At 40.6% G+C, this 21,636-nt stretch carries 17 protein-coding genes; 3 read left to right on the forward strand and 14 right to left on the reverse strand.

Annotated features, from left to right (window positions below; translation table 11 throughout):
• The first annotated feature begins 80 nt into the window (after positions 1–80).
• Positions 81–1,400 carry a glutamate-1-semialdehyde 2,1-aminomutase gene (locus PTI45_RS20230; protein ID WP_069329396.1) on the forward strand — a complete coding sequence of 440 codons (1,320 nt, stop codon included), beginning with the start codon at positions 81–83 and terminating at the stop codon, positions 1,398–1,400.
• 162 nt (positions 1,401–1,562) lie between these two features.
• On the opposite strand, the gene PTI45_RS20235 is transcribed toward PTI45_RS20230, so the two are convergent.
• Positions 1,563–2,921, reverse strand: a complete 1,359-nt coding sequence (locus tag PTI45_RS20235; RefSeq protein WP_069329397.1) for an aminotransferase-like domain-containing protein — start codon at positions 2,919–2,921, stop codon at positions 1,563–1,565.
• A gap of 263 nt (positions 2,922–3,184) precedes the next feature.
• On the opposite strand from PTI45_RS20235, the gene PTI45_RS20240 reads away from it, so the two are divergent.
• Positions 3,185–4,105, forward strand: a complete 921-nt coding sequence (locus tag PTI45_RS20240; protein ID WP_069329398.1) for a DMT family transporter — start codon at positions 3,185–3,187, stop codon at positions 4,103–4,105.
• A gap of 246 nt (positions 4,106–4,351) precedes the next feature.
• Here the strand turns inward: PTI45_RS20240 and PTI45_RS20245 are convergent, their stop codons facing one another.
• Positions 4,352–5,650: a VWA domain-containing protein gene (locus PTI45_RS20245; RefSeq protein WP_069329399.1), complete on the reverse strand. Its 1,299-nt coding sequence runs from the start codon at positions 5,648–5,650 to the stop codon at positions 4,352–4,354.
• Between the two features lie 167 nt (positions 5,651–5,817).
• Between PTI45_RS20245 and PTI45_RS20250 the strand changes: the two genes are divergently transcribed.
• Positions 5,818–6,903 (forward strand): hypothetical protein, encoded by a 1,086-nt coding sequence (locus PTI45_RS20250; RefSeq protein WP_069329400.1) that lies wholly within the window; start codon positions 5,818–5,820, stop codon positions 6,901–6,903.
• 154 nt (positions 6,904–7,057) lie between these two features.
• Here the strand turns inward: PTI45_RS20250 and PTI45_RS20255 are convergent, their stop codons facing one another.
• The 12 genes from PTI45_RS20255 to uvsE all read right to left on the reverse strand — a co-directional run bounded on the left by PTI45_RS20255 (position 7,058) and on the right by uvsE (position 21,575).
• On the reverse strand, positions 7,058–8,092 hold the full coding sequence (locus tag PTI45_RS20255) for a glycoside hydrolase family 88/105 protein (protein WP_069329401.1): 1,035 nt from the start codon (positions 8,090–8,092) through the stop codon (positions 7,058–7,060).
• Between the two features lie 88 nt (positions 8,093–8,180).
• A complete protein-coding gene (locus PTI45_RS20260) occupies positions 8,181–9,476 on the reverse strand; it encodes a rhamnogalacturonan acetylesterase (protein WP_083243646.1) in 1,296 nt (431 codons plus the stop codon).
• A 77-nt stretch (positions 9,477–9,553) separates the two neighbouring features.
• Positions 9,554–10,459: a carbohydrate ABC transporter permease gene (locus PTI45_RS20265; RefSeq protein WP_083243647.1), complete on the reverse strand. Its 906-nt coding sequence runs from the start codon at positions 10,457–10,459 to the stop codon at positions 9,554–9,556.
• A 2-nt stretch (positions 10,460–10,461) separates the two neighbouring features.
• A complete protein-coding gene (locus tag PTI45_RS20270; RefSeq protein ID WP_069329402.1) occupies positions 10,462–11,370 on the reverse strand; it encodes a carbohydrate ABC transporter permease in 909 nt (302 codons plus the stop codon).
• Positions 11,371–11,485: 115 nt separating this feature from the next.
• Entirely contained in the window at positions 11,486–12,778 is a 1,293-nt protein-coding gene (locus PTI45_RS20275; protein ID WP_069329403.1) for an ABC transporter substrate-binding protein, read from the reverse strand.
• 492 nt (positions 12,779–13,270) lie between these two features.
• Positions 13,271–14,830 (reverse strand): response regulator transcription factor, encoded by a 1,560-nt coding sequence (locus tag PTI45_RS20280; protein ID WP_069329404.1) that lies wholly within the window; start codon positions 14,828–14,830, stop codon positions 13,271–13,273.
• Positions 14,823–16,586 (reverse strand): sensor histidine kinase, encoded by a 1,764-nt coding sequence (locus PTI45_RS20285; protein ID WP_069329405.1) that lies wholly within the window; start codon positions 16,584–16,586, stop codon positions 14,823–14,825. Before PTI45_RS20285 ends, PTI45_RS20280 begins: the two co-directional genes overlap by 8 nt.
• Before the next feature lie 233 nt (positions 16,587–16,819).
• A complete protein-coding gene (locus PTI45_RS20290; RefSeq protein WP_069329406.1) occupies positions 16,820–17,725 on the reverse strand; it encodes an alpha/beta hydrolase family protein in 906 nt (301 codons plus the stop codon).
• Between the two features lie 121 nt (positions 17,726–17,846).
• Positions 17,847–19,121, reverse strand: coding sequence for a stalk domain-containing protein (locus PTI45_RS20295; protein WP_069329407.1), 1,275 nt, complete (start codon positions 19,119–19,121; stop codon positions 17,847–17,849).
• A 127-nt stretch (positions 19,122–19,248) separates the two neighbouring features.
• On the reverse strand, positions 19,249–19,518 hold the full coding sequence (locus tag PTI45_RS20300; RefSeq protein ID WP_069329408.1) for a hypothetical protein: 270 nt from the start codon (positions 19,516–19,518) through the stop codon (positions 19,249–19,251).
• Positions 19,519–19,653: 135 nt separating this feature from the next.
• Entirely contained in the window at positions 19,654–20,526 is an 873-nt protein-coding gene (locus PTI45_RS20305) for an inositol monophosphatase family protein (protein ID WP_083243679.1), read from the reverse strand.
• Between the two features lie 47 nt (positions 20,527–20,573).
• The gene (gene uvsE, locus PTI45_RS20310; protein WP_069329410.1) at positions 20,574–21,575 is read right to left on the reverse strand and encodes a UV DNA damage repair endonuclease UvsE; all 1,002 of its coding nucleotides are present in this window, start codon (positions 21,573–21,575) and stop codon (positions 20,574–20,576) included.
• Positions 21,576–21,636 lie beyond the last annotated feature (61 nt).

Below are 21,636 nucleotides of genomic sequence, written 5' to 3' on the forward strand. Positions count from 1 at the left end.
TAATTATAGCGCCCATATCAAGGGCGCTTTTTTCTTGTCTGAACGGTGGTTGCTGTTATTTTGAATAAGGAGCGATTTTATTGAATCCACGAACACGTTCTTCCCAATTATATGAACAAGCACTAGAACATATTGTAGGCGGTGTGAATAGCCCGTCTCGCTCATTTAAAGCTGTCGGTGGCGGTGCACCTGTATTCATGGCTAATGCCAAAGGCGCTCATTTCACAGATGTTGATGGCAATAAGTATATCGATTATCTGGCGGCATACGGTCCTATTATTACAGGGCATGCTCACCCTCATATTACTGAAGCGATTACCAAAGCCGCGCAAAATGGAATTCTGTATGGTACACCGACAGAAATCGAAATCCAATTAGCAATGATGCTTAAAGATAGTATTCCTTCATTGGATAAAGTTCGCTTCGTCAACTCTGGTACAGAAGCGGTGATGTCTACAATCCGTGTCGCTCGTGCGTATACCAAGCGAAATAAAATTATTAAATTTGCAGGCTGTTATCACGGTCATTCGGATCTGGTATTAGTAGCAGCTGGTTCTGGCCCTTCTACGCTAGGCATTCCAGATAGTGCAGGGATTCCAACCAGTATTGCGCAAGAAGTGATTACTGTTCCATTTAACAATCTAGAAGCATTACGCGAAGCTCTAGAACATTGGAGCGATCAGATTGCAGCTGTAATGGTAGAGCCGATCGTTGGGAACTTCGGTATGGTAATGCCTGCTCCTGGTTTTCTAGAGGGATTATGTAAGTTAGCTCATGATTACGGCGCTTTAGTCATTTACGATGAAGTCATTACAGCTTTCCGTTTCCATTATGGTTCCAGTCAGACGTATGCCGGCTTAGACAATCACGATCAGATCGTCCCTGACTTAACCGCTCTTGGTAAAATTATTGGTGGCGGACTTCCAATCGGTGCTTATGGTGGACGCAAACATATTATGGAACAAGTGGCTCCACTAGGCCCTGCTTATCAAGCAGGTACGATGGCAGGTAATCCTGCGTCTGTCGCTTCGGGTATCGCTTGTCTGGAAGTGTTACAAGGCGAAGGGGTCTATGAAGAAATGGAACGTCTAGCGATTCGCTTAACCGATGGATTGCGTGAGTCTGCGGATCGTCACGGCGTAGCGATGACCATTAACCGTATTCGCGGTGCGTTCTCAACGCATTTCTGCGATCATCCAGTGACAGATTATGATCAAGCTCAAGATACGGATGGCGAGAAATTCGCAGCGTTCTTCCGTCATATGCTAGATCGTGGTGTATGTCTGGCTCCATCCAAGTATGAAGCATGGTTCTTAACCACGGCTCATGTGGATGCAGATATTGATCAGACGTTGCAAGCAGCAGATGAAGCGTTGAAGTTGGTTGCAGCAGGGAAGTAATATGCGACTACGCTTCATTATTTAGCACATCCATATATCGTTTGGATGATCCAAAACATAAATCAAGCGACTTGTGTATATATCACAGGTCGCTTTTCTTTTGCTCGATTTATTTTTATAAAAATAGTTACGATCAGTAACTAGTAGCTCCTCATCATAAAGTTACAACTTGGGCGTGATAGATAATTTGCGAATTTCTTTGGCTATGATTTGTAGTGTAGAATCAATCTGTTCTTCAGGCACATTCGATACGTTAATTCGCAGTAAATTCATGGTATACGGGCTATTAGCTAAAAAGTGCTGACTGCCATCCCCTACAACAATCTTCTGCTGTGCTAAGCGCTTGATCAAGACAGACGTGGGGAAATTATCCGGTAATCGCAAAAATGTATGCACAGCCTGATTACGAGGAGCATTGGCAAAAATAGGATCAGCAGATAATTTATCTAATGTACGATGCAGTTGAGCAATACGGCGATCGTATCCTTCCAGTAGATACCGACGATAACGTGTAAACATTCCATTTTTGATATACATATGTAAAGCCGCTTGCGAAAGAACAGAACTGTCGATATCGAGCAATCGTTTATATTGCGAAAAGGTAGAGATCAGCGCTTCAGGTAAAACAGCGACACCGATCCGTAGACCGGGAAAAAGAATTTTAGAATAGCTTTTGAGATAAATGACATGCTCTGACGTATCATACGCATATAGCGGATCATTCGAGACAGCATGTTCCAGATCAGACAAATAATCATCTTCTACAATATACACATCATACTTGGTAGCTAAGGCAACTAACCTCTTCTTATCTGATGTCGATAACGATGTACCGAGTGGATTATGAAATCGTGGAATCACATAGAAAAACTTAATCTTTCCACTCTGGAAAAGACGTTCTACTTTTTCCCAATCCAGTCCATGAACAGTTCGTTCTACCCCTTCCACTGGTACATGTAGCGCTCCCAGTAATTCGATCAGCAAATGGTAACTCGGTTGTTCAATCATAATTGTTTGTCGAACGTTCGGAAAAGGCATCATCGTCAAGATCGATAATGCTCGCTGGATGCCTGAAGTGACAAATAACTGCGATTCACGTGCAAATACCTGAACCTCTTCTAACTGTTGCCTCACTTCACATAATAAGGGTGGCAATCCTTGAGGCATACCGTACGAAAATAATTGATCTCGGTAGACTTGTGTCGCCTGATTAAGACAACTTTGGAAATCATCATAGGGAAACAATTCAGGCGCTGGGGCTGCCGATGATAAATCCACTTGATCGCGTACTGGATAACGCTGTTGATGGTACCCTTGCTGTGCCACATAATACCCACTGCGATCCATAGCATAGATCCACCGCTCGCGTGCTAATTGTTCATAGGCTCCAATAATAGTTGATGGGCTACAATGATTCGTCTGAGACATAACACGAATCGAAGGTAGCTTCTGGCCTGATAATAAAATACCTTGCTGAATCTGCTCTTGAATCTGAGCAACTAATTGTTGTTGTTTATTCATCGGTCTACTCCTTGCCAACCTTCTCATTTTGATATGGAGGTACACATGAGTCCGAGTGATGTGTACCTCATTATTTTTAATCATATATATGTCATTCTTTAGTAGCATTAGTATGTCATATGCTACATCCATTTTTCTATTATCTTCTACTCTATCTGTATCGGTACAGTTTGATTTTATCGTGATTGTGAGCGGTCTACTAGCCGCAGTATATTGAATAAGCGTTCTTATTCTATAGCAAATGATCGTTTGGAGGTATACCGATGTCTACAGATTCAAAGCGTTTACCCGCTTATTTTGCTGCACTGGCTTATGCACTAATTATAGGATTTTCATTTTTATTTATGAAAATGACAGTCGATACCGCTCATCCATTGGATGTACTGGCTCATCGGTTTTTGTTATCTACGTTGGTGATGGGCATTCCGATTGTGTTCGGTTGGATTAAGGTCACATGTACATGGCGAGATATCTGGCGCATGCTACCTTTGGCGTTGTTATCGCCGATTCTATTTTTTGCTTTTCAAGCGTTCGGATTGTTGTATGCTTCTTCTTCCGAAGCTGGCATTATACAAGCAACCGCGCCTATTTTTACATTAATATTGGCGACTTATTTTCTTAAAGAACAATCGTCATGGATACAGAAAAGTTCACTGTTATTGTCGGTGATAGGGGTAGTGTTTATTTTTGTTATGAAAGGCGGTACCCACTTTTCATTGAGTAATCTAGGAGGTATCTTGTTGTTGGTGGGATCTGCGCTTTGTTTTGCAGGGTACGGGGTACTGGCTCGTCCGCTGACACGACAGTACAATCCGCTTCAATTAACATGGGTGACGATGATTACAGCTTGTGTATTATTTAATGTTGTCGCACTTGGTCGCCATCTGATCCTCGGGAATATGATCGACTACGTGCAGCCCTTGCTACAACCGAATTATGGATTGGCTTTGTTGTATTTAGGTATCTTATCTTCGCTAGGCACAACTTTGTTATCTAGTTATGCCCTTTCTCATCTGGAAGCAACCAAAATGAGCGTATTTAGCAATTTTGCTACGATTACATCGATGATCGCAGGCACTGTATTTCTACATGAGCAGTTGATGTATTATCACATCATTGGTACAGCCTTGATTATTCTCGGCGTATTGGGAACCAATTGGGGGAAGCGTTCGATAGAAAGTTGATATGTGAAAAAGAGAAATCAGGTTTTACACATCATTCATATGTAGTAACCACATGTGTAACCTTTCTTTATCTCAATGAATGGTTACAATAGATATCTGTTAGTTCTTCAAACTCAAAAAGAGCCAAAAGATAGTGAAAGCCGTCTGCATATTACGCAAGATGCTTTACTACCTTCTGGCTCTTCATTCTTCATTCTTCATTCTTCATTCTTCATTCTTCATTCTTCATTCTTCATTCTTTTAACATTATGCCAAAATGCCTTTTCTTCTCGCTTCTACAATCCAGCTTGGGAACTCACTTAACAATCGATCATATAACTCTTCATCACTGACTTTAGAAATATCGTCTAATTCGAAAAAGCTGGCATTATCTATAAATCGTCCTTTGAGTTCGTCCAATTGACGCAGAATACCATAGTTGGCATTGCCCAATCCGACAAACTGCCAGAATAGATTCTGATGCGAACTGTCGGTAATCAGTTTAGTGATTTTGCTCTTACTACTTACTCCACCATCGCTGAAAAAGATAATATACGTCGGAATCCGTACATTTGGCTCTTCGACGGTATATTTGCGAATCACATCTTCCATCACAGGCGGTTCATTGTTCGTTCCACCTTTGCTTCCTAATTTATACGTGCGTGCGACATAATCTTTATAATCTTCGGCTCGTACGCTTGGAGCCCGTAAAAATTCTTTGGCAAAAAACCATACATCCAATTCTCCATTATCATCAAATGCTGTTGCAATCGCCAGAATACGCTCAAACGCTTCTTGAACAATTCCTTTTTTATAGAGTGAATACATTGAACCTGAAGCATCGAATACTACCGCCACTCTTGCTTGAATCGGTGGAATTTGTTTCTTTTCCAAAGATAAAGTCACTTTGCGTTTGAGTAAATCGATTTTGCCTAAAGATGGATTAGATGGTGGTGTCACAGATTCGGGTGTCGGTTCAGAAATCACGGGTGCTGGGGTAGTCTCAACAGAACTTGTTGGAACATCTACCGTTTCTTCAGGGCTGTCATCAATTTCTACTCCAAATGATTCAGCTAAAGGCTTCAATCCTCCAAAAAATCCACGTCCGATCGCTCGAACTTTAAATCCTTGCTGATAACGATAGACTTCTATAAAAATAAGCGCTGTCTCTGCGATCGCTTCTGTAATGGTATATGTAATCTCTTGCTCACCAATATGAAGCACAGCCTGGCATCCTTGTACTTCTGCAAAAGTACCGGCTCCTTCTAATGTTGCTGTAAATACACATTTGGCAACAGGAACACTTTGTAGTTTATCCATATCTAATGTGAATTGTGTACTTCGCTCTGTCGATTGTGTACATTGAACCGATTGATGCGGATCAACATTTTGATTATAAAAAATAAAATAGTCATCCGAAGGAACTTTGCCTGCTTCATCGACCATAAAGCAACTGATATCGAGTGGTGACGGTGAAGATTCACATTGAATTGTGACGTTCAATGAATGACCCTGTGCTAAATTAGTATTTTGCCCTTGATTCAATACGATATGTTCGCTAGCCATAACAGCAACCCCTTTTTGAATCATGATTGTTATATTCTTACCATAAAGCCTATTATTTTCCTCGTCAAATCTAAACATTACATAGGCTATAAATATACGGTATAATAGAATAGAATATATAGGTATGCTACATAAAATAAAAGATCGTACAGAAAGGATTATCTTTGATGAAAAAATGGATATTAACGATAGTATTGCTTCTATTATTACCTGTACAAGCCTTTGCTGCAAATAGTACAGATGATCATTTATCTTTTCCTGAAGATTTCCATATTGATACACAAATTGTGAATCTACCCCATGATCAAGCTGTTCTAGTAGATATGGCTAAGTACCATATTGAAATGGTTGATCTCAATACATCGAAGTCACTCTGGAAACAGTCTTATGATCGTATTTTCAGCTACGATGTGTTGATCGGTTCTAATAAGATGGTGTTGCTTGTTGATCATAAGAGCTCGCTACAGAAAATCACATTATCTACAGCGAAAGCCACAATGGGTAAAGTGCTATCCACCACGACTTTGCCACAGACTCTGTATCAATCTGTTGCTGGGAATGGTTCGCAGCTAGATTGGTCTGCACCAACAGCAACAACTAAAGAACAGATTGTAGTTCAATCAACTAAACAGTTATCGGTCTATCAAGCACCGTGGAAAAAGGCTGTTCTCAGCACAACACCTTCGATTCAGCAGACCTTTAATTATGAAAATGCTACTCCGTATCAAGTAAATACTCAATCGCATTATGTGGTCGCTCAATATAACGGTAGTAGCTTGATGCAATCCCAAAATGTCTTTTATATCTGGGATACTGCTCACCCTACAGCAAAAGGCAAAACGATTACGACTCCATGGAATATCGATGCTGATTTTCAATTGCAAAATAATGAACTGATTCTCTACACTACCAATATTAAAGGGAATCCGTTAGGCGCCAATACAGACAAACCTTTTCCAGTCTATGCACGTTATCATCTAGCTACAGCTCAACCTACGTATGAAATGATGCGTACGTTAGCGGATCGTGATGCAGAATGGACAACCGATTATAATAACAATCAAGTCTTTCTTGTAGACGATAGTGAGCAGAAAAATTATTTGTATGATCGTAACGGTAAAGAAATCTGGCAAATGTCCAAAACATCTGACAACACAGTATCCAAATTTATTAAATACGAAAATGGTCTACTGTATATGATTGTTGAAAATTTAGATCATCAGTTCTCGATCGTGAAGCAACCGCTATTGTAATCTTATCTATCTGTTGAAATAAAAAGATAAACACGCTGTTCTTATACAAAGAGCAGCGTGTTTTTTTATATCTTATTTATGGAGCTGACAAGTCTACTTAACGTGATATCTTATACCTTTTTTCGAGACAACTATCTATACGATAGCAAACGATTTAACCAAACACATCTTCTTTGGTTCGTACCAGTTGAGCTAGAAAAGCTAAACCTAATCCTTGTCCCCAACCTTGAATACGTTTGGCTGGCACTTTGCGGTAGCCGTCGATATCGTTCATGACAGCCGTCCCTGCGGATACACCTGTGATGGTGCCATCTTCTTTGATTTTCGACAGAATGCCATCTATCGCTTTTTGCGTATATTTATTATACAGTCTGCCTTGCAATAACAACGCTGTCGCAATACCGGCAGAACCTGATGTCTCCAGATAAGACGTCTCATCTGTTAGTACAGTATGCCATAACCCTTCTGGCGATTGCAGACGTACCAGAGCACTTAATTGATCTCGCAGAGAACCATCGATAATCATATAGGATGGATGTTGCACTGGAATAAATTTGAGTGCTTTTGCCATCGTGAGTGCCGCCCATGAATTACCACGCGCCCAGTACATCCCTGACATATGATGCTGATTCACATGATCCCAACCATGATAATACAGATTAGTATCGTTATCTTGCAAAAATTCTTCATGTCCATGATACTGCTTCAAGCCGTCTTCAATATACTTTTCATTGCCTAACAAATGACCGATTCGCAACAAATAATAACCAGCCATAAACATCGTATCTACCCATGCTTGCTGTGGAAATACATCGGTTAATGAATTAACGGTATGCTGGAAAATACCATCGGCGAAACGCTCGGCTCGGCTATCTAGAAATTCCGCCATTTCTTTGGCAATATCCAAGTACTTCTCTTCACCTGTCGCTTCATATAACGTCAGCAAACAATGACCGATCGAGACGCCATTAACCGATAACTGTGGTAGTCCTTCTTCGATCTGTTCATCGATCCAGATTTTGAGTTTGTCCAAGTATTCCTTTTTGCCAGTCGCTTCATAGGCTTCACATATACCATAAAAAGCCACACCACCCGGCCAATCCCAACGGAAATCCATATTAAATGTACGTTCAACGACACGATCTATCACATCACGGATATGTTGTTCATCAAATTGTAATGCAGGCATAATATAATCATCCTTTCGCTATCACTTATAGAGTTATGATCAGAAATCGGAATATTCTTATTACAGAATAGCTAGATCAGCATGTAGGTTAGCGTAAATACATCAATAAAGGTTGAATCGCTAGCTCACGAATACGTTCAGCAACCAATTGGGCAACTTGAAATGCACCTTGTTCTTGAAAATGCGTATTGTCTTCCATCCCATCAGGAAAATGGATATATTCTCCCGGATACAACCATACGAATAACGACTTGCTTTGTTCTTCACCCAACGACTCTAATAGCATCTTGGTCTGCTCTGCTAGATCAATTAGGGGTACTTGCTGTTCTGCCGCTAGTTCTTTGACAGCTACAATATAATCGCCATGTGTATCCATAAGGAATCCATTAGCATCAAAGTAACGCCGACTTACCGGTGTGATTAAGATTGGGTTAGCCCCTTTAGTGCGAGCGACTTCGATATATTGCAATAAATAATCTTTGTACGTTGTAAATGGTTCTGTACCACGCGCAGGATCATTCTTTTCATCATTATGACCGAATTGGATCAACAGAAAATCGCCTGCTTTGAGCTGATCTGCAATGATAGTCAGTCGTCCTTCATCAATAAAGCTTTTGGAACTACGACCAGATATCGCATGATTATCTACACAGACATCATGTTTGAATAGTGCAGGCAACATTTGCCCCCAACCGGCATAAGGAGCGCCGCCTTCCTTCTGATCGGTTACAGTAGAATCTCCTGCGATAAATAGTTTGAGCACTTGAGGTACTGCTGTAATCTCTACCGCATTTAGACGTGGCGCTTTGCCACTGATATGCAGTTGCAATTTATTGTCGATCACAGGAACGGTAAATAATTTACTGATCCACTGCCCCGGCAACGTGTCGATAGGCGGTAACATCAACTTGCCTGCTCCACATTTGATAATCGTATGGGTAGCCGCTTGTTCATCTCCCACCATGATCTGGATCTGATATGTACCATTAGGTAGATCAGTTATAAATGAAGTCCCTAGCGGAATACAGAAACTACTTTTCAAATGATCGGTAGTCACGACACTCTGGTCTGTACGGTTGTAATGACTGTACATAGCGCTTCGTTCTCGTCCATATACTCTTTCTGGATGTGCAAATCCATACGACGACCTATTCTGCACATTCTCCTCGTACCGATCATCAGGAGACACAGCGATATAACCGGGAGTGACTTCTCCCGGTCCAAAATCATATCGCAATGGTGCAGGTAACGGTTCAGGCACTGAAAGATCAGATGTAGATGAAATAGGGATAGATGACGATTCACCTAATGCTGCGTTGGCATCGCCACCTTCTGTTATCCGCCATGGTTCTGTAGAAGTATGAGTGGTTGATTGATCATTCATTGGTTCCACCATCCTTGCCTAGATCGCTTTGATCCTGAATTGCTACAGTATTGTGCATTATTTATGATTTTTAAAAATTATCCTTTGATCCCACTAGAACTAATCCCTTCAACGATATGTCTTTGGAAAGCGAAGAAGATTGCAACAACAGGTAGTAAGCTGACAATCGACATTGCAAACATCGCACCCCAGTTAGAAGACGATTCGCTATCTAAAAACATTTTCAGACCCATAGAGACTGTATATTTATCCGGTGAATTCAAGTACAATACCGGACCGAGTAAATCTTCCCAACGCCAGTAAAAGGAGAAAATCGCTGCTGTTGCTAGCGAAGACTTAATCAGTGGCAAAATGATCTGTATAAACAAACGGAATTTACCACAGCCATCAATCGTTGCCGCTTCATCCAAATCTTTAGGAATCGTGCGGATAAACTGTACCATCAAGAAAATAAAGAACGGTGCTCCGAAAAACTGTGGAACGACAATTGGATAGATACTGTTCAACCATCCTAATTTGGTGAAAATAATATATTGTGGAACTAGCACGACATCATGAGGCAACATCAAAGTAACCATCATAATCGCAAACCAGAAGTTCCGACCTTTAAAATTCAAGCGAGCAAATCCAAAGGCAATCACAGCAGACGATAAGACAACGCCGACCGTAGAGATCACTACAATCACCAGTGAATTCCACATATAATGTCCGAAAGAATAACCGCCGACACCTTTCCAGCCTGTAATATAGTTATCCCACATCCACTGTGCAGGTAATAATGTATTGGCTGTTGCAAAGATCGTACGGCTTTCTTTGAATGAACTCAGTAACATCCAGGCAATCGGATACATCATTAAGACGGCGAGTAAGCCGACAAAAATATGATAGATGGGCCATTTGATTTTGCGCCAGAACCAACCTTTTTGCGCTCGTGTACTGCTGATCACATTGTATTCCGGGATAGACGCTTTACGTTCAGCCATAATTAACGCCCTCCCCCTTCAGATTCATAGAACACCCACATTTTAGATGTTTTGAATAATACAAATGTTAGAATACCGATAAAGATCAACATTACCCATGCCATTGCAGCGGCATAACCCATATTGTTGAACATAAATGCCTGACGGAATAAATACAGTGAATACAACATGGTTCCATCCAGTGGTCCGCCTTCTCCTTTAGAGATCACATAGGCAGGTACGAATGTCATAAATGCACTAATCGTCTGCATAATCAGATTAAATAAAATAACAGGACTGAGCAGTGGCAATGTTATATTCAGAAATTTGCGTACAGGTGAAGCGCCATCGACACTAGCGGCTTCATACATTTCCGGTGAAATATTTTTCAAGCCAGCAAGGAAAATCAACATCGATGATCCAAATTGCCATACTGATAACGTAATCAGCATACCTAGAGCAGCTGTAGCATTACCAAACCAGTTTACAGGTGCCGCACCGAACGCCATTAAGAAATGGTTGACGATCCCTTGCTCACTAAAAATATTACGCCACATAATAGATACAGCTACGCTGCCACCAATAATCGAGGGTAAATAATAAATTGTCCGATATGTACCCACCATCCGTGATGCTGTATTCAGCACCATCGCAACAAATAAAGCAAAAGCTAATCGTAATGGAACACCTACAAATACATAATAGATCGTGACTCTCACCGAGTTCCAATACTTCGGATCATTGGTAAACATTTTTTCAAAATTACCAAGTCCTATCCAGCGTGGCGAAGTAAACAAGTTATAGCTGGTAAAAGATAGATAGAGCGATATAAACATAGGGATCAAAGTAAAAGCCAGAAAGCCAATAATAAAAGGACTAATAAAAGCATATCCGGTCAAATTGGTTTTTAAAGACTCATTACGTATAGCCATAAGCGTTCGCACCTCCTCAGATCGTTGAGATTTTGAGAGATAAGAGTGAACCGGGTGGAGAATTATCCAACGTCCGGTTCACTTTCTCTACATGTATCAGCTAACGAGTGCCATATTAAGGTTGATTATTGGACAAAATCGCATTAGCATCTGCACGGAACTTCGGTGCGACTTCAGCAGCGGTTGCTTGTCCAAAGTTAATTTGCTCCACGTAATCGGTTAGTGCTGCAATAATCTCAGCAGATCCTACAGGTGGTGGCGGGCTCATAGGCGAACTAATTGGTTCCATTTTGGCAACAAAATCAAATACTTGTTTCTCTGTTTCACTGAGTTCTGGTGCCACTGCTTTTTTCACAGCCGCAGAGATCGGTACACCACGCTCACCTTTGATCAATTTATTCGCATCTTGATTGTTGATCCAGAAGTCGATAAATTTAGCTGCTTCGTCTTTGGATTGCGAACTTTTCGCTACAGCCCAGTACATACTTGGTTGCATATAAATTCCTTTTTCCATATCCGGTCCTACCATAGGAGCAAGCTCCATCGGACGATTCACAACACGCTGTAACGCTACGAATTGATTCGACCATTGCCAGATCCCGATACCTGTACCTTTTACAATATCCGACTCTTCTAGAATCCCTTTAGTCTGGTTCAATTTCTCTTGGGAAGGGACAGCACCTTCTTTGATCAGCTCTGCTAACATGCCGAAGAATTCAGTGAATAGCGCATCATCTTCATATCCAAGTGCGGTTCCTTCTGCATTGTAAAGCGATTGACCTTTGGTACGTAAAAAGTAATTAAAGAAAATATCTGCTGCCATCGAACTATCAAAGTAAATTCCTTTGTCTTTTGCTTTAAGCGCAATTTCTTTATATTGATCCCATGTCCAATTGTCTGGAATTTCATTGATTCCTGCTTTTTTCAAAATCGCTGGATCGTACTGGAATCCTAAAACGTTAACCCCTGTTGGCATACCGTATTGTACGCCACCAATCACACCTGTTTTAAGTACGTTTTCAGTCACATCATCGACTTTAATTTTACTGCCTAAGTAAGGGGTCAAGTCTTCCAATTGTCCATTTTTAGCATATTGGCTAATATAAGATACATCCATTTGCATAATATCTGGCAATTGATTAGCCGCTGCTTGTGGCGCTAGCTTTTTCCAATAATCGTCAAAAGAAGCATATTCGATATCGATATTCACACCTGGATTTTGCTCTTTATACATATCAATAATTTTTTGTGTATATTCATGTCTAGTGTCTGATCCCCACCAAGCAATACGAAGCGTTTTGCCATCTGTACCTCCACTCGCATTACTACCTCCGCTACCTGAATTACCGCAAGCTGTGATAAAAAGTAGAATAGTGACCATGAATAACAGTGCTGTTTTTTTTCTCATTATATTCTCCCCTTTCGTTAATCAAACGGATATTTTGTTAACGCTTACATTTAAGTTGTATCTTCATTTTCGCAGATGAAAGATCACAAATGAATACACAAATCCGATGTGATCGTGTAAAAAACAGAGTAGTCTGGATTTCTGCTAAGACGGATATTTGTATCCAAATGATTTGGTTTACGGTATAAAGTGGCTTTCGCTACGATCATCATCTTATTCTTGTCGTCGCTTGTTGTACTGAACTCCCTTGAATAACCGCTATGCGGTAGGGAGTTTAGTACAAAGGCGAGCGCTTCGCTCTTTCAGAATATGATGATGCTCTTCGCTTGTGCGTTGAGGTACTGTAAATTTGATTTAAGTCAAAATAAAAAGCGACAATCAAAAGTCGCTTTTTATTTTAAAGTATGTTGTACAATAATTTTACTATTGATGTATTTTGATGATTTATTTCATTGTTGATTATCATATTTAATGTATTTTTCGAAAATGAGTTTACTCTTCACTTTTCCGATATTCGGTTGGGGTCATGCCTGTCCATTTTTTGAATACTTGACTGAAATATTGAGAGTTGCCACCGAATCCGAATAGTTCGGCGAGTTCGAATACTTTTACATCTCCACTACGACGAATATGATCAGTTGAGCGTTCAATTCGATAACGATTGACATAATGAGAGAAATTATCGCCGGTTACTTTTTTGAAAATCTTACCGAGGTAATCAGGGTTCATATAGAGCATCTGATTGGCAACACCGTTAAGTGATAATTCAGCACTGGTGTAATTTTGTTCGATGATCTGGATCATTTTATTGACGACCGAAGATTGACGATTCACATTGCTCTTATAGTAACTCATCGTTAAGTAAGCCGCCGCTTCTTGCACGAATTCATGCAATCCAGTCAGTGTATCTAACATCGCCAGTTCTGCCATTCGGCTGGTAAATAAAGAACGTTCTTCTGGTAAGCATAAGCGAATCATAACGGCATACAATTGCAGCACATACGAGCGGGTGACTCCAATATCATGTCTCCACTCCGCTAAAGTTACAAATAAGCGGTCAATTTCCGCAGTCACTTCTTCCATTTGCCCTGATTTGATTAACAGTGTGAATGCTTCTTCATCCAGTTCAAAAGAAGTACTGTCTTTCTGATCGGCTAATGCTAGATCGGACTTGGTAATGATACTCCCTTCGCCTACATAGAAGCGATGATTCATACACTGTTGTGTATCCCGATACATACGACGTAATGAGATCATATAATCCGGTTCACTGAGAGCGATTGTTACTTCTAATTTGTAAAAGCCTGCAAAGACATTCTGTACATGTTCCAGATCACTAATGAGCTTCGAGATCGATGTAGGATCATCTAATAAAAGAAGTAATTCATCCTGCATATGAATCGTTGTGCCCATCAACACGCCATCCAGTAGATCATCCGCGATATTTTTCAGTGCAAATAAATGTTCATATTCATGAGATTCTTCGACACGCATCAAAGCCATACGTACTGGGCGATCACGTAGATTGAGATGAAACAGTTGCTCATAATAATCGAGATCACGTACACCGTACATTTTATTCGCAATAAATTCTTTCAGAAATTGTTCTTTCACTTGGGGCAACATACGTGTAAATTGTTCTTTCATACTGTTTACGAATTGATCTCGTTCATGTTCAACCTCACGTTCGGATAATAATTCACTGATCGCTTCTTGAATCTGACGTTCGTTGCAAGGCTTAACCAGATAATGCTTCACCCCGTATTGCATCGCTCTACGTGCATAATCAAAGTCTTTATGACCGGACAACATAATAAACCGCACATCTGGAAATGATGCATGCGTCTTCGCTACAAGTCCAATCCCATCCAATCCCGGCATCGAAATATCACTGATCACGATATCCGGACAATTCGCTTGAATCTGTTCATACGCTTCCAGTCCATTACGAGCCGTACCGATCAATTCAGTTCCACTTTCTTGCCAATTCACAACCTGTGATATTCCTTCTAAGATCATCCGTTCATCATCCACTAACAATACTTTATACATCTTGCGCTTCCCCTCTTTCATAAGGAATACGAATATGAAAAGCAGTAATCACACCGGGTAGACTTTCAATTTCCATTCCATACTCTGAGCCAAATGTTAGCCGAATCCGTTCGATAATATTACTGAGTCCAATTCCTTCACCACGTGTCTGTACTTGTCCACTATGCAGACGTTCTAGAAATTCAGCCGTCATCCCGGGCCCATCGTCTTCGACACTGATATAAAGTACATCTTCTTCATGTCTAGCTACAATCCGAATATGACATACGTTCACACTGGGTTCCAACGCATAATGAATCGCATTTTCGATCAGTGGTTGTAAAGTAAGCTTGGGAATAAGCGCATCTTTGAGATCATCAGGGATATCGACTTCAAAATGTAATCGTTCTTCAAATCGCATCTGCTGAATCGTGACGTAACTATAGACGATATCAAGTTCACGTCCTAACGGGATCAACTTTTCGCTCATATTCACAGAACTACGTAGCAGAAAACCTAAAGCTTCGACCATTTCAGAGATTTTGGATTGTTTGTTTACTTTTGCCATCCAGTTAATAGATTCTAAGGTGTTGTATAGAAAATGGGGATTGATCTGTGCTTGTAATGCTTTGAGTTCAGTCTCACGAATGATGAGTTGTTTGGCATAATTTTCATCGATTAATTCACTGATTCGCCGTAACATACGATTAAAGGTACGGTGTAATAATCCAACTTCTGTCTGCGAGCCTTCGGGTACAGGCCCCAGTGTTAATTCTTCCAGACGATCCAGATTACCAGTCTCTACCGTTCTCATTTTCTGCAATAAACGTTCCATCGGTCTTGTAATACTGCGAGATAATCGTGTGCCGAAAGCTAATCCTAATAAAAAGATAGCGATAAAAATAATAGTCACCAGACGCTTCATCCATGTAATTCGTTCGAACATCGGGTCAAAAGGAGTCATATGCAAATACGTCCAGCCCGTATAAGGCGATTGAATCCGAGCGGAAAAATACCCGCCTTCCGGCAAGTTCACTACACCATATGGCTGATTGCGACTCAGTTCTTGGTTAATCTCTGTTTCGCTAAATGATAATTTCTCAGGATACACAATCTCTTGATGATCTGCGATCACCAGCGTACTCCCTGCTGACTGATGAACCTGTTTATCGACGATCCGGTCGATCCGAATACGGATAATAACTGTACCTAGATTTTTCAGTGTGAAAGTTGATCCGGTAAAAGCTTTGAATTGCCGCACCGCTAACAATGAAGATTTGCCACCAACATACCAAGCATTCGCTCCATTATTCTGGTCTGCCAATGTTGTTAGATCGGTTCGTAATTCAGCCGGTATCCCTTCACGATTGCCTGCTGACATCACTTCGCCTTCTTTATCAATCACCATCATGGAGTATACAAAAGGTTCAGAACCCGCAAAAGCGATCAAGCGATTGGTCAGCTTTTTGCGTAATACATTTTTTTGATATACCGAATTAGTCTGTTCCAGTTCTGTTAAGTACCGCTGTAATTGTTCGTCTGTGACAACTTTGAATGATAAATGCTCCATATCTTTCAGTTGATTTTCGATTCCGACCGAAGACATATTGAGTAGCTCAGAAGTCTTCTCATACATTTGGCTATCATACGTTTCATACAAATTACTGAGTACCAGTGCATAAAAAGCAAAGCTTCCTAACAACAATGCAGAGATAAGTAGCAACATTTTTCGATGAATACCTAGATTATTGTAAGCGCTTTTAATTCTGGTAAACATAAGAATAGTCTCCACCTTTGCTACCCCTTAGTATTTACACTTTTAATGATAACGTTTACATTTTTATTAATTAAATTCCAATTCCTGTATGTTTATTATAGCGTGAATACTCCAAAATTTCAGTATATGTTTATAAATACCAAGTTTTACAATCGTATATAGCAAAAAATAACCTCTTTTGAGCCTCAGAGGTTATTTGATATGATCTAGTTTAATACACTATAGTTTACATTTTACTTAAGCGTATTTGCTTGAAGAAAGTTTAATATATCGCTATTTAGGATCTCATGAAAATCGGTACGATTAAATCCGGCAGGATCTTGAGAAGGAGGAAATGCTGGATTTTTCATCGTTTCAGGAAAAGGGCTAAGAAATGAAAAATGTCCTGCATTTTGAATCGTTCGATATTCAACTTGTTGAGGATGTGCTACTCCGTGTAATACAATTTGAGCGTGAAAATAAGGAGTATACTGATCTTGCTCCGCATCTAGCATCAGAATAGGTATATCTACATTTTTTAATGCTCTTTCTTCTCGAAACCATACCGATGCAGGTGCTAATAATACAAGTGATTGAATTCGGTGATCTGAAGTTACTTCTATCGGATGTTCGGTTTGATCTGGAGACTCATGGTCAAATGAAGTCGGTAACCCACCTGCTACAGCTAATGCTGTGTACCCTCCCAAAGAATGACCAATTAAAGATACGTGATCAGACTGTACCACTTTTTGAAATACATTATTCTCACAAAACCAATCGATAGCTAGTCCAATATGTCTTGGTCTATGTGTAAGATTCTGTATCGTACCTTCCCATTGATTGTTATTGCGATTATTGTAAAGATGCTCTGGCATACCCACTACAAATCCATGACGTGCTAAATATTGAGCTAATGTACGATGTACCAAAGGGGAACCACTATTCCCATGGGAGATGATCACCAAAGGGAATAACATGTCTTCGATAGGGTCTGCATCTTTTGACAATTCTAATGTGTAGGGTCCAAGTGGTTCGATACATTCAGGACTTGTTGTCGGATACATAATCGTCATTGGCAAGGATACAGCTAATAATGTATCCTCTACTACCACCTGACGATATCCTGCATGATAACGATGGCTTATTTCTTTACTTTCCACATAACACCTTCCTTTTCGTATCTATTGCTATTCTAAAGTTAGTAGTTGCTTATTATGTATAGAGGGCTTATTGCTAAGAACCCTCTCTATTTGATTGCTAAATACGATGTTATTTATTCTATTATGATCTAATAAAGACAGCTTTCCAGCGAGCTACATATTGTACATTATAATCAAATGCTTGAGTGAGTACAGTTAAAGGCACATAGACTTTCTGCGTTCCTTTAGTCGTTTGTATAAAAGCACTATTATCTATCGTTTGAGTAGCACCATTTACTTTGATTTGTTTACTATTTACTGGAATACTGATTTTGTTTTTGCCACTTTGGATGGTTGCTGTTTGTGTAGCATTCGACCAGTTGACTGTTGCACCCAAAGCTGTAGTGACATCTCGCAATGTAACATAGGTTTTGCCTTTACGAATCAGCGGAGCATATGCCGTTTGAAGGGGTTGCCCGTTAGTTACAATCACAGGAGTTGTTGATGTAGCAGATTGTCCTTTTATAAATGGAGTCCTATCCCCTTTACTTCCCCAGATCGTTTGTGCAAAAGTATGAGCAATCGCATCGTACCCTGTCTGATTCGGGTGAATATCTCCCTCTGCAATATGAGTCATAGCTAACTCTTTGCCCGGAAAATCTTTAGAAACATGAGCGACACGCACATCATATCCTTGAGCGACATAAGACTTTACAGTCTGATCAACAATCTGGCTAAATTGATTAGCCACTGTATTCAGTCCTGCATATAATTGAGTGCCTACTTCAGCAGGCATAGGTTGGTATTGATCTGCAACTACAATGACTGCTTTGGCATTGAGCGATGTTAATTGCTTCATAATATGATCGATATTGATTTTGTACTTTGTACCGACTTGATCCAGATTCAGACTGGAAATATCTTGTGGCAATTCATTCAGAGAACCCAATGCGTTCAGGAAATCGTTGCCTCCAATCGTAACCGTAATCAGATCCGCTTGAGCAATATCTTTTTTCGCCTGAATCGTATTGAGTGAATAGACGGCTCCGGGCAAATTAGCTTGAATATCATTCGTCGTGATCTTTGATCCTGCGGTGACTTCGCTTAAATAATTATCAAGTCCTGTACTGGTTAATCCAAGGATGCTGTGGTTCTGAGATTGTACAGCACTGCGGAATAACCCTTGTTCTGCGATTCGGGGTGCAAATCCATCATAATTAGCAGCTTTCACACCTGGCTCATATCCTGCTGTAATCGAATCGCCAAGAAAGACCATATGTGAAAAAGCACGCTTGGCATCTGGATTCTGACTTGAGGTGGCGGCATCCACTTGCGCTCCTCCTAGACCTACACTACTACCGACTAGACTGATTATTACCACCATCAAACCTAGTATTTGTTTATAATTCTTTTTCATTCCGTGCTTCATCCTTTCTATCTCTGGTTCTGTCTAGTAACTTCGATTGTTATTTACACCAAAAAAAGCTGTTATCTATTTTCCCTAAAGGGTGGTAGATAACAGCTCTTTACCCTGTATGATGTGATCAACGAGATTCAGTATCATCTGTTGACTCTGGGCGCTTGATTTTGTTCATGTATTCATCATAACGTCCATCGATTTCTTTCGCCATTTTGCGATATTGCATCGTTTCTTCAGCGATAGGATCAAGTGTAGTCTGAATACGAATCTCATACTTCGAAGGAATCATACGTCGCTCTCTAACCTCACGGTCTTCTTCTTGCATAAAGCCTTCTGTTAAACGTTCGGTTAGCTCGCGTTCTAATTCTTCGGCTGATTTCTCAGATGAGCTCATCTTGGTCACTCCTTTAACGATAATAATCGATTCGCCATAAGGACTTGGTATGTGTAATAAAGCTGGATAGTATAATATTACCCCAAATCGTAGGGGTGTTAATCGTTGTATACCACATGATCCCGATTCAAATCATTACTTTTGAGCCGGAATATGTTGAAGCCCTGCATCGTGTAATTCAGTCATTAATTCTTGATGAATATGACCATTAGTGGCTAACACATTGCGCACAGCTAGATGGTAATCATCTCCTGAAATATCTCCAATTTGACCACCTGATTCAGTCACTAACAATGAACCTGCCGCCAAATCCCATGCGTTCAATCCAATTTCCCAGTAAGCACTTAAGCGTCCTGCGGCAACATAAGCTAAATGTAATGCTGCTGAACCTCCATTACGAATACTACGTACTTTTGGTACAATCGCATTCAGTCCACTCATATTCAGGCGCAACGATTCTCCTCGATCTGCTGGAAAACCTGTAGCCACCAAGCTTTCGCCCAGTGTAGCTTCTTGTGAAACTTTCATCAGATTACCATGCACATAAGCACCTTTACCTTTTTCGGCTACAAACAGTTCATCATGAGAAGGGTCATAGATGACACCAATAATTACTTCACCTTTGTGAGCAAGCGCAATCGATACACAAAAGTATGGGAAACCATGCACAAAGTTAGTCGTGCCATCAATTGGATCGACGATCCATACATATTCTGAATCTTTCACTGCATCAATCGCTTTGGCTGAAGCTGCTGCGCCTGCGCCCACACTTTCTTCTCCCAAAAATTCATCATCCGGGCAGTAGGTTAGAATAAGCTTACGAATCATCTGTTCTGCGCCTTTATCGACTTCAGTGACCAGATCTTGTGAAGAGACTTTAGTATTTAATTGTTTATAGTCACCTAGCTTGCTTTTGATCCATTCGCCTGTTTTGGACGCCGCATTAATAGCTACAGCTACTTTACTTTTTCCACTGACTACATAAGGTACTTTTTGTTGTTCTTCCATCATTTCATTCCCCCTGATTTCTGGAATCTACATCTACCTACATTATATCACGACAACACTTCTATACTTCCACCATCTATGATCCGTACTCCGTCATTTTCGTACTTTGTCAAGTCACGCATTAATTGAAATAGTGCATGGTCTTTATGCTTCGCTTCAAGCATGACATCCAGATGAGAAGAAGTGCGTGCAGCGACTCTGAGAAAATCCAGTAAAGGGCCTGCTTCTACACCATCTGCATGACTTCGACGATCGGTATCGCTTTTGGGACTAGACGCATGAATTTTGGGTGGTAAGTGTATACCATCAGGCACATCAGTACGTGCTAATGGAGAATCCCATGTTTTGGCTACTTCTTCCCACCAATCGGAAGCTGGCTCTCCATGACAATTGACCATATGATGATGAATATCGAGCACCATCGGCAGACCGGTCTGCTGGGCTACTGCAAGCGTCTCGCCTGTGGTATAGGTTTTGTCATCATTTTCTAGCGTGAGACGGCACTGAATCTCTGCACTCAAGCGACCAAAATGTTCTACAAATCGTGCTGCCGATGTAGGCTTGTCTCCATAAGCTCCGCCAATATGGATATTGTTCTTTGAACGAGCATCCAGTCCCATGGCTTTGAGCATATTCACATGGTATTGCAGATCACGAATCGAAGAGATCAGTACTTCCGGTCTTGGCGTACTAAGTACCGTATAATGATCTGGATGAAACGATACTCGCAGATTATGCTTACGCACATAGTCTCCGATCTCTGCAAAAGGTTCTGCCAACGCTTCAAACGGATTCCAATCGTGCAAATCAGTATGGGTCGCAAGCGGAATTAACTTGGATGAAAAACGGTACATCTGAATACCTTCAGCTACATTATGGCGTAACAAACGTAAGGTATTGTGTAAGTTAGTCGTAGCAATTTGTTCTAACAAACGCAAGCCTGCTTCACGATCAGGCAGTTTGCTGAATCTTGCCATTGTCATTGTTTTGGAAGGTGAAGAATCTGCGATTTCTAGTGACATCGCCACATATCCGAATCGTACAATCATAGGGTTCAAGTGCCTCCTCTAGTGTGATGTCCAAGGTGTATACAGAAGAAAAGCATTCGAT

Source organism: Paenibacillus nuruki, from assembly GCF_001721045.1.
Classification (GTDB): domain Bacteria; phylum Bacillota; class Bacilli; order Paenibacillales; family Paenibacillaceae; genus Saccharibacillus; species Saccharibacillus nuruki.